This window comes from Streptomyces sp. NPDC030183 (assembly GCF_055573455.1).
This window is the reverse complement of sequence record NZ_JBVIBK010000012.1, coordinates 181,786-193,234: the sequence shown is the minus strand read 5'-3', so window position 1 is coordinate 193,234 and position 11,449 is coordinate 181,786. Positions and strand designations below refer to the sequence as shown.

The 11,449-nt window shown below is 71.5% G+C and carries 1 protein-coding gene (cut by a window edge); it reads left to right on the top strand.

The window, feature by feature from the left end:
* Position 1: 1 nt before the first annotated feature.
* Positions 2–11,449 carry the 5' portion of an SDR family NAD(P)-dependent oxidoreductase gene (locus tag ACZ4Z2_RS16880; protein WP_468076648.1) on the top strand. It continues 2,175 nt past the right edge of the window, so the window shows 11,448 of its 13,623 coding nt (coding positions 1–11,448); the start codon lies at positions 2–4; the stop codon falls past the right edge of the window.

Here is an 11,449-nt window from a genome sequence, read left to right as displayed (position 1 = left end):
CATGGACAGGCAGCTCGAACAGCTTCTGCTGGATCTCAAGGCCGGGCGTGTCTCGAAGGAGCACGTCAAGGAGTTACTGACTCGGCGTCAGGCCGCCGGGACGGCCCCGGAGCTGGTGCGCCTCCACCCTGTGTGGCAGACGGCACCGGACAAAGCCGCGACGCCGGAACGAGTGCCGGGGCACGTGGTTCTGCTCGCCGGACCGCGGGAACTGGCGCGGGCACTGCGGGAGCGGGACACGACGGTCACGGTGCGCCTCCTGGAGAGCGGGGCCACCGCCCTCACGGAGCGCTGCACCGAACTGGCAGGACAGGCCCTCGACGCGGTCCGCGGGCTGCTCACCGACCCCGCGCTGCCCCGGACGCTGGTCCAGCTCGTCTGCGCCCGCACCGGCGAGGACGCTCTCCACCGCGGCCTGTACGGCCTGCTGAAGAGCGCGGCCCTGGAGAACCCGAGGCTCGTGCCCCAGCTCGTCCTCGTCGACGCGGCCGCGGCGGCGGACACGAGCGCCGCGCAGATCCTCGCCAGCCGGGACCGCGCGGACGAGCGGGCGGTGCGGTTCGGCGACGCCGGCCGGGAGGTCCTGACCTGGCAGGAGCTGCCCGCCCCCGAGCACACCGCGCTCGCCTGGAAGGAAGGCGGCACGTACGTCATCACCGGCGGCCTCGGCGGCCTCGGTCTCATCTTCGCGCGGGACCTGCTGCGGTCCGTCCGCAGCGCGACCGTCCATCTCACCGGGCGTTCTTTGCTGGACGACGAACGGCGGCGCCTGCTGGAGTCACTGCAGAGCCCGCACGCGCGGGTGCGGTACACACCCCTCGACGTGGCCGACGCGGCCGGCACCGAGGCCTTCCTGGCCGGGGTGCGGCGGGAGCACGGCGCGATCAACGGCGTCATCCACAGCGCCGGCGTCATCCGGGACGGCTTCGTACTCAACAAGACCGCGGACGACCTGCGCCAGGTTCTCGCGCCGAAGGTCGCGGGAGCGATCAACCTCGACGACGCCTGTCGCGACGACGAACTGGACTTCTTCGTGCTGTTCTCCTCCGTGGCGGCAGTCACGGGCAACGTCGGCCAGGCCGACTACGCGGCCGCCAACGCGTTCATGGACGCCTTCGCGTGGCACCGCGCGGAACTGGTCGCCGCGGGGCGGCGCTCGGGCCGCAGCCTCTCGCTCAACTGGCCGCTCTGGGCCGAGGGCGGCATGCCTGTCGACGCGGAGACGCGGCACGCGCTGCGGGAGCACGTCGGCATGCACCCCCTGCGCACCGAGTGGGGCGTCCGTGTGCTGCACGAGTGCCTGGGCACGGACCACAGCCAGGTCCTCGCGGTCGAAGGCGACGGACCACGCATTCGCCGGGCACTGCTGGGGGAGCCGGTCACGACGGTCACTACCGCCGCTGCACCCGCCGTACCCACCATGCGGGCCGCGGTGGCTGTGGACGACACGGAGCTGCGCGACAAGGTCGTGCGCAGGCTCAAGCAGGTACTCGGCGGAGTCATCGGCCTCGGGGTCGCGAAGATCGACGCGGAGACCCCGCTGGAGGAGTACGGGATCGATTCCATCGTCGTCACCCGGCTCAACCGGAAGCTCGCCGAGGTCTTCGCGGACCTGTCGAAGACGCTTCTGTACGAGTTCAACTCGCTGGACGCTCTCGCGGACCACTTCCTGCGCGAGCACCGGGACACGTGCCTGCACTGGACCGGGCTCGTCCCGGCGCGGCGGACGCACCCCGAACCGGCGGCCGTCGCCGAAACCGCGGCCACGCCTTCCGTCACCACCCGCCCCGTCGAGAAGCCCGCACCCGTCGTCGCGCCGCCCGCGGATGCCATCGCCATCGTCGGGATGAGCGGCCGTTTCCCCCAGGCACGGAACCTGCACGAGTTCTGGCAGAACCTGGCCGAGGGACGGGACAGCGTCACGGAGATCCCCGAGGACCGCTGGGGACTGGACGGCTTCTACCACCCGGACCGCGACGAGGCCGTGGCGCTTGGCAGGAGCTACAGCAAGTGGGGCGGATTCCTCGACGGGTTCGCCGACTTCGACCCGCTCTTCTTCAACATCTCGCCGCACGAGGCGATGAACATGGACCCGCAGGAACGCCTGTTCCTGCAGGAGTCCTGGAACGCCCTGGAGGACGCCGGATACACGCGCCGCCGCCTGGCCGACGCGCACCGCGGGCGGGTCGGCGTCTTCGCCGGCGTGTCCAAGACCGGGTTCGACCTCTACGGCCCGCAGCTCTGGAAGCAGAACGAGAAGCTCCACCCGCTGACCTCGTTCGCCTCGGTGGCGAACCGGGTCTCGTACGTCCTTGACCTCAAGGGCCCGAGCCTGCCGGTCGACACCATGTGCTCGTCCTCGCTGAGCGCCGTCCACGAGGCGATGGAGCACCTGCGCGGCGGCGCGTGCGACCTGGCTCTCGCGGGTGGGGTCAATCTCTATCTCCATCCCTCGACCTACACCCTCATGTCCGGCAAGCGGATGCTGTCGGACGACGGCAGGTGCCGCAGCTTCGGTGCCGGCGGCAACGGCTTCGTGCCCGGCGAGGGCGTGGCCGTGGTGCTGCTCAAGCGGCTGGCGGACGCCGAGCGGGACGGCGACGTGATCCACGCCGTGCTGCGCGGCAGCAGCATCAACCACGGCGGCCGCACCAACGGTTACACCGTGCCCAACCCGGTCGCACAGGCCGAGGTGGTGCGCGAGGCCCTGGACCGCGCGGGGGTCTCGGCCGACGAGGTCGGCTACGTGGAGACCCACGGGACGGGGACGGAGCTCGGGGACCCGATCGAGCTCGACGGGCTCACGCAGGCGTTCGCGCAGGACACCGACGCCAGGCAGTACTGCGCCATCGGCTCGGCGAAGAGCAACATCGGCCACCTCGAGGCGGCGGCGGGCATCGCGGGACTGCTCAAGGTCGTCCTCCAGATGCGGCACGGCCAGATCGTCCCCAGCCTGCACGCGCAGGACCTCAACCCCAACATCGACTTCGCCAGGACTCCGTTCCGCCTGCAGCGGGAGCTGACCGAGTGGCAGCGCCCCACACCGAACGCGGCCGACGGGAGCCGGCCGGCGCCCAACCGCATCGCCGGAGTCTCGTCGTTCGGAGCGGGCGGCGCCAACGCACATGTCGTCGTGGAGGAGTACCGCCGCGACGACACCGCCCGCACCGGCACCGACCAGGACACCCCGTGCCTGGTCGTGCTCTCCGCCAAGGACGGTCAGCGCCTGCGGGAGCGCGCGCAGGACCTGCTGGACTGGCTCGGTCGCCAGGACCCGGAGGACCTGGACCTCGCCGAGGTCGCCCACACGCTGCAGCTCGGCCGTGAGGCGATGGAGACGCGGCTGGCGCTGACCGTCACCTCCCCGGACCAACTCGTCTCGCGGCTCGCCGCCTTCGTCGCCGACGACGAGGACGTCGAGGACCTTCATCTGGGCAGTGTCAAGGAGCACCGGGAAACCCTGTCCGTGCTCGGCACCGACAGCGACATGGCGGCCACCGTCGACGTCTGGATCGAGAAGGGGAAGTTCGACAAACTGCTCGACCTCTGGGTCAAGGGGCTTGCCGTCGACTGGGCGAAACTCCACCGGGGGCGGCGACCGCGGCTGCTTCCGCTGCCGGGCTACCCCTTCGCACGTGAGCGCTACTGGGTGGGCGACGTCACGACCGGCCCGAGCGATGCCCAACCCGGCGCCGCTCGGCTCCATCCCCTCGTGCACGCCAACACCTCCAGCCTCGACGCCCAGCGGTTCGACTCGGAGTTCTCGGGCGAGGAGTTCTTCCTCCGGGACCATGTCGTCAAGGGCAGCAAGGTGCTGCCCGGCGCCGCATACCTGGAGATGGCGCGTGCGGCGCTGGCCGCCTCCCTCGATGCGGGACCGGTGCGGACGACGCTGCGCAACGTGGTCTGGGCGCGGCCCGTGACGGTCGCGGAGCGTCCCGTGCGCGTCCGGACGACGTTGTACACCGAGGAGGGCGGGGAGGTCGCGTTCGAGATCTCCAGCGTGCCGGGTGACGACGCCGGGGCGGACCCGATGGTGCACAGCCAGGGCGTGGCCGTGTTCACCGCCGAGGCCGAGGACGCCGACCCGGTTGACGTGGCCGCGCTGCGGGCCGCCTGTGCCGCCGCACACCTGGACGCCGAGGAGTGCTACCGCACGTACCGCGGTCTTGGCCTGGACTACGGGCCGACGCACCGCGGAGTCGGTGGCATCGAGATCGGCGACGGCCAGGCCCTGGCCCGTCTGCGCCTGCCTGCCGAGGCGGAGACGACGCTCGACCGCTACATGCTCCACCCGGGCCTGCTGGACTCCGCCCTGCAGGCGTCCATCGGCCTGCTCGGCCAGGACGACAGCCCGGCTGAAGCGGGCGGGCTCCATCTCCCCTTCGCACTGGACGAGTTGGAGATCCGGGGTCGGTGCACCCCGCAGATGTGGGCCTGGGTCAGGCACAGCGAGGACGACCGGCCGGACAGCGGGGTTCGCAAGCTCGACATCGACCTGCTCGACGACCGTGGCGTTCCCTGCTGCCGCCTCAAGGGCTTCACCTCCCGGGCCTACCCGGAGGATGCTCCGGCCACCCCCGCCCCGGTCACCTCCGCCCCGCGGGTGCTCCCGCACGAGGCTGGGCCGCAGCAGCCGGGCGCCACCCTGGCGGACCGGGCGGACCGGTATCTCGTCACCCTCCTCGCGTCGGAGCTGCGGCTGCCCGCCGACCGGATCGATGCGAGCGATGCCCTGGACAACTACGGCATCGACTCCATCATGACGATGAACCTGACCAACAAGCTGGAACAGGCATTCGGATCGCTCCCCAAGACTCTCTTCTTCGAGTACCAGAGCATCGGTGCCCTGACGGAGTACTTCCTCGAAGCCCATGGAGACCGGCTGGCCGAACTCCTGGGCACGGACGACGACGCAGTGGGCGCCGCACCGGAGCCCGCCGCACAGCCCCGGCCGTCCGCACGGCGCCCCCGGGGCCGCCGCCCCGAGACCGCCTCCGAGGGCCTGGAGATCGCCGTCATCGGGCTCGCGGGACGCTACCCGCAGGCGCGCAACGTACGGGAGTTCTGGCGAAACCTGGCCGAGGGCCGCGACAGCGTCACCGAGATCCCGGCCGACCGCTGGGACCACGGCCCGTACTTCGACCCGGACAAGAACGCGCCGGGCAGGACCTACACCAAGTGGGGCGGATTCCTCGACCGCGCCGATCACTTCGATCCGCTGTTCTTCAACATCTCGCCGCGCGAGGCCGAGTTCATGGACCCCCAGGAGCGGCTGTTTCTGGAGTGCGTGCAGGAGACGCTGGAGGACGCGGGCTACACGCGTGAGGCGCTGAGCCGTTACGGCGAGCGCGGTCTCGCCGGGAACGTCGGTGTGTTCGTGGGGGTGATGTACGAGGAGTACCAGCTCTACGGCGCCCAGGAACAGGCGCGGGGCCGCAACGTCACGCTGTCCGGCAGCGCCTCGTCCATCGCCAACCGGATCTCGTACGTCTTCGACCTGCACGGCCCGAGCATGGCCGTCGACACGATGTGCTCGTCGTCGCTCACGGCACTGCACCTGGCCTGCCAGAGCCTGCAGACGGGCGGATGCGAGCTCGCGGTCGCCGGCGGGGTCAACCTGTCCCTGCACCCCAACAAGTACCTGATGCTCGGCAACGGCAAGTACGCCTCGAGCACGGGCCGGTGCGAGAGCTTCGGCGAGGGCGGTGACGGCTATGTCCCGGGCGAGGGCGTCGGTGCCGTCCTGCTGAAGCCGCTGTCCCGGGCCGTCGAGGACGGCGACACCATCCACGGCGTCATCCGGGGCACGGCCCTCAACCACGGTGGCAGGACCAACGGCTACTCGGTCCCCAACCCCCGTGCCCAGCACAACGTCATCGGCCACGCGCTGCGCGAGGCCGGCGTCGACGCGCGCGCGGTGAGCTACGTCGAGGCGCACGGCACCGGCACCTCGCTCGGCGACCCCATCGAGATAGCGGGACTGACCAAGGCCTTCCGCGCGTACTCGGACCAGAGGCAGTACTGCGCGATCGGCTCGGTCAAGAGCAACATCGGGCACGCCGAGAGCGCCGCGGGCATCTCGGCGCTGACCAAGGTGCTGCTCCAGATGAAGCACCGTCAGCTCGTGCCCTCGCTCCACTCCGCTGTGCCCAATCCGCACATCGACTTCGACAACAGCCCGTTCCACGTCCAGCGTGAGCTGGCGGAGTGGAAGCGCCCGCGGGCCGCCGACGGCACCGAGTCCCCGCGGATCGCCGGCATCTCGTCGTTCGGCGCCGGCGGCTCCAACGCACACGTCATCGTCGAGGAGTACGTCCCGGAGCAGCGCGGCTCGCGTGCGGCCGGCGCCGAGGGCGATCCCGCAGTCGTCGTCCTCTCCGCGAGGACGGCGGACGGCCTGAGGGCCCAGGCCGAGCAGCTGCTGCGCTGGACGACTGAGGAGGACGGCGCCACCGCCGCGCTCGCCGACATCGCCCACACCCTCCAGGTGGGCAGGGAGGCGTACGAGGAGCGCCTCGGTTTCGTCGCGGCCACGACCGGCGAACTCGTCGCCGGGCTGCGGGCCTTCCTCGACGGCGACGAAGGCGTCGCCGAGCTGTACCGCGGGCGGGTCGGGCACCGGCAGGGCATCCTGGCGGTGTTCACGCCCGACGAGGACCAGGCGCGGTCCCTCGACAGCTGGATCGCTGACCGGACGTACGGCAAGCTGCTCGAACTGTGGGTCACCGGCCTCGTGTTCGACTGGAGCAGGCTCCCTACCGCAGCCACCGCGCCACGCCGCATACCGATGCCGACCTACCCCTTCCAGGGCAGGCGCTACTGGCTGTCCCCGGGCACGGGTGCCGAGCTCACGGCGGGCCCGAGGCGGCTCCACCCGCTGCTCCACACGAACACCTCCAGCCTGAACGAGCAGCGCTTCACCTCGGTCTACACGGGCGAGGAGTTCTTCCTGAAGGACCATCAGGTCCAGGGCCGGCGCGTGCTCTCGGGCGCGGCCTGCCTGGAGCTCGCGCGCTCCGCGGTGGCGGCCTCGCTCGATGCACCGACGGGTGCGCTGAGCATCAGGAACGTCGTCTGGACGCGGCCCGTCGTGGTGCGGGGCCAGGACACGACCGTCCATGTGCGGCTGCTGCCCAGGAGCCAGGACGAAATAGGCTTCGAGATCCTCAGCCTCGGAGGGGAGGACGGGCACCCCGCCGACCAGCCGGTCGTCCACAGCGAGGGCCTGGTCCACGTGGCCGCCGAGCCCGCTGACAGCGACACCCACGTCGATCTGACGGGCCTGCGCTCCGCTTGCCGGGGCGCCGGACTCGAGGCCGAGGAGACGTATGAGGCGTTCCGCGCGCGCGGCATCGCCTACGGCCCCGGACACCGCGGCATCGAACGGCTGTGGACGGGCGAGGGCCAGGTTCTCGGCCGACTCGTGCTGCCGCCCACGGTCCGGGGCACCCTGGACGACTACGGCCTGCATCCCACTCTGCTGGACTCCGCCCTCCAGACCTGCGCGGGCATGCTGCCGCTGCGGGACGAGGAGGCGCCGCTCCTGCTGCCCTTCGCGCTCGACGAGCTGGAGATCCACGGCCCGTGTACGCCGTCCATGTGGGCCTGGGTCCGCGACGGCGCGGGTGGGCGGAGCGACGCGGTCCGCCGCCTCGACGTCGACCTCTACGACGACGAAGGGCAGCTGCGCGTTCGGCTCAAGGGCGTCTCCCTGCGTGCCCACACGGACAAGGCGACCACCGCCGAACTGCTCGCCGTACCGCACTGGATCGCCAAGGAACGCGAGCCGGCTGCCGACGCCGCGCCCGCCGCCCTGGCAGTGGTCGCCGGGCTCCCCGACGTCGCGGCAGCCCTGGAGTCGCGGGACGCGGCGAAGGTCGTCCTCCTCGACTCGCCGGAGCCGGGCGTCGCCGCCCGCTACACCGACTGCGCACTGCAGGTCTTCGCCGCGGTCAAGGACGTCCTCGCCGAGCGCACGCAGCACGACGTCCGGGTCCAGCTGGTCGGCTCGGCCGCGGAGCCGTCCTCATGGGCAGGGCTCGCCGCCGTCCTGAAGTCCGCCCAGCTGGAGAACCCGAGGCTGCTCGGCCAACTCGTCCTCGTCGATCCGCAGGACGGTCCGGAGCGCTCCGCGTCCCACGTCACGGCCGACCGCGCCGCGCTGTCGGACACCGGTGTCCGCTACCGCGACGGCCGGCGCGAGGTGCTGCGCTGGCGCGAGGAGGACGACGCGGCGGCACCCGCGGTGCCCTGGAAGGACGGCGGCGTCTACCTGATCACGGGTGGCACCGGCAGCCTGGGCGCCCACGTCGCGCGGGACATCGCCGCGCGGGTGCGCGGGCCCCGCATCGTCGTCACCGGCCGTGCGCCGCGCGACGAGCGCAAGGACGAGCTGCTCGCGGAGCTGCGGCAACTCGGCGCGATCGCAGTCTACGAGCAGGCCGACGTGGCCGTCAGGGACGAGGTGACGGCACTCGTCGACAGGATCCGCGAGGCGCACGGCCGGATCGACGGCATCGTGCACAGTGCCGGAGTCATCAAGGACAGCTTCATCCTCAAGAAGGACGAGGCCGAGTTCGCCGATGTCCTCGCGCCGAAGGTCGCGGGCCTCGTGAACCTGGACGAGGCGACGCAGGACGCGGACCTCGACTTCCTGGTCGCGTTCTCCTCCGTCGCCGGATCCCTCGGCAACGTGGGCCAGGCCGACTATGCGGCGGCCAACGCGTTCATGGACGCCTACGCGCACCAGCGCAACGCGCGCGTGGCGCGAGGCGAGCGCCAGGGCCGCACGCTGTCGCTCGGCTGGCCGCTGTGGGCCGACGGCGGCATGCACATCGACGCGGGGACGGAACAGTCACTGCGCGAACGCTTCGGCCTCGTTCCGCTCCCCACCCGGACCGGCATACGGGTCCTGTACCGCGCCCTGGCCTCGCAGCACGACCAGATGCTCGTGCTGGCGGGCGACAAGCCGCGGCTGCGGCGGACCCTGCTGGCCGGCCTGCTCGCGGACCCGCCGGCGAGGACACCGGAGACCTACCCGGTCCCCGGTCCCGGCGAGGCCGGGGCGTCGGCGGGTGAGCCGGACGAGAACACCACGCACAAGGCCGTGGGGTACTTCAAGAGACTCCTGGCCACGGCGATCAACCTGCCCGCGGCGAAGATCGACGCGGCGGCGCCGATGGAGGACTACGGCATCGACTCCGTGATGACGATGGAGATGACCCGCACGCTGGAGGAGGTCTTCGGGTCGCTGCCGAAAACGCTGTTCTTCGAGCACCGCACCATCGATGCCCTGACGCGCCACTTCCTGGAGACGTACCCGGACCGCATGCACGAGCTCCTGCCCGTCGCGGGCCCCCGCCCGCGGGGATCCGAGGCCCCCGCAGGCGGCACCGCGGCGCCGACCGCGCCGGGCCGCGACCGTACCTGGCGCACCGGCATCGTCACGCGGCCGCAACCGGGACCGGCAGGGAACGCTCCCGCGGGCGCCGGGGACATCGCGATCATCGGGCTGGCGGGGCGCTACCCGCAGGCCCGCGACGTCCATCAGTTCTGGCAGAACCTCGCTGCGGGCAAGGACTGCGTGACGGAGGTCCCGGGCGACCGGTGGGACCACGGCCGCTTCTTCGACCCGGGACAGGGCGTGCCGGGCAAGACGTACAGCAAGTGGGGCGGATTCCTCGACGGCGCCTACGACTTCGACCCGACGTTCTTCCACATCGCGCCCCGCGAGGCGGAGATCATGGACCCGCAGGAGCGGCTCTTCCTCCAGTGCGTCCACGAGACGCTGGAGGACGCCGGCTACGTCCGCGACACGGGCAGGAACCGGACCGGCAACGTCCTCGACGGCCGCGTGGGCGTGTTCGTCGGAGTCATGTACGAGGAGTACCAGCTCCACGGCGCCCAGTCGCAGCTGGGCGGCTCCCCACTGGCCGTGGCGGGCAACCCCGCATCCATCGCGAATCGGGTGTCCCACCACTTCAACCTGCAGGGCCCGAGCATGAGTGTCGACACGATGTGCTCGTCGTCCCTGACGTCCGTCCACCTGGCCGCGCAGAGCCTGAAGTGGGGCGACTGCGAGATGGCGATCGCGGGCGGCGTGAACCTCTCGCTGCACCCGAACAAGTACCTGCTGCTCAGCCAGGGCAGGTTCGTCTCGACCAACGGCCGGTGCGAGAGCTTCGGCGCCGGCGGCGACGGCTACGTCCCCGGTGAGGGCGTGGGGGCCGTCCTGCTCAAGCCGCTGGAGAAGGCCGTCGCGGACGGCGACCGGATCTACGGCGTCATCAAGGGCACGGCCGTCAACCACGGCGGCAGGACCAACGGCTACTCGGTGCCGAACCCGCAGGCCCAGGCCGACGTGATCGCCCGGGCACTGGCGACAGCAGACGTGGACGCGCGCTCCGTGAGCTACATAGAGGCACACGGCACGGGGACGGCCCTGGGCGACCCGATCGAGATCGCCGGACTGTCGAAGGCGTTCGGCGAGCACACGGACGACCGGCAGTTCTGCGCGATCGGCTCGGTGAAGAGCAACATCGGCCATGCCGAGAGCGCCGCCGGCATCGCCGGCATCACCAAGGTGCTGCTTCAGCTCCGGCACGGCAAGCTCGCCCCGTCGTTGCACGCGCAGACGCTCAACCCGAACATCGACTTCGCGCAGACGCCGTTCGTCGTGCAGCGGGAGCTTGCCGAGTGGCCGAGGCCCGAGCCTTCCGACGCGTCCGGCACCACGGCGCCGCGCATCGCCGGCGTCTCCTCCTTCGGAGCCGGGGGCTCGAACGCGCACGTCGTGATCGCGGAGTACGTGGCCGACACACCCGAGCAGCCCGTCGACGAGGCGGACCGGACCGTCGTCGTGCCCCTGTCGGCACAGACCGAGGACCGCCTGCGGGCCCAGGCCGAGAACCTCCTGGAGTGGCTGGAACGCCCGGCGCACGCCGAGTTCGGCCTCGCGGACATCGCGTACACGTTGCAGGTCGGGCGGGAGCCGATGGACGAGCGCCTGGGCGTACTCGCCGTGTCCGTGTCCGATCTCGCCGCGAAGCTGCGGAAGTTCCTCGCCGGTGACACCGGCGGCGGCGACGTCGTACGAGCCACGGTCACCGGCTACAGCACGCTCCTGACGCTGTTCGCCTCGGACACCGACCTCGACGCGATGATCGCGGCCTGGGCCGGCAAGGGGAAGTACGACAAGCTGGTCGAGCTGTGGGCCAACGGCGTGCAGCTGGACTGGCGGCTGCTCCACGGCGCCCGCACACCCCGGCGCATCGCGCTGCCGACCTATCCCTTCGCCCGCGAGCGCTGCTTCCCCTTCGACGGCGAGCCCCTCGCCGGGCAGGCCGCCCCGCAGGGCATCGGCCGCCTGCACCCGCTGGTGCAGGCCAACACCTCGGACTTCGAGGAGCAGCGCTTCACGTCCGTCCTCACCGGGCGGGAGTTCTTC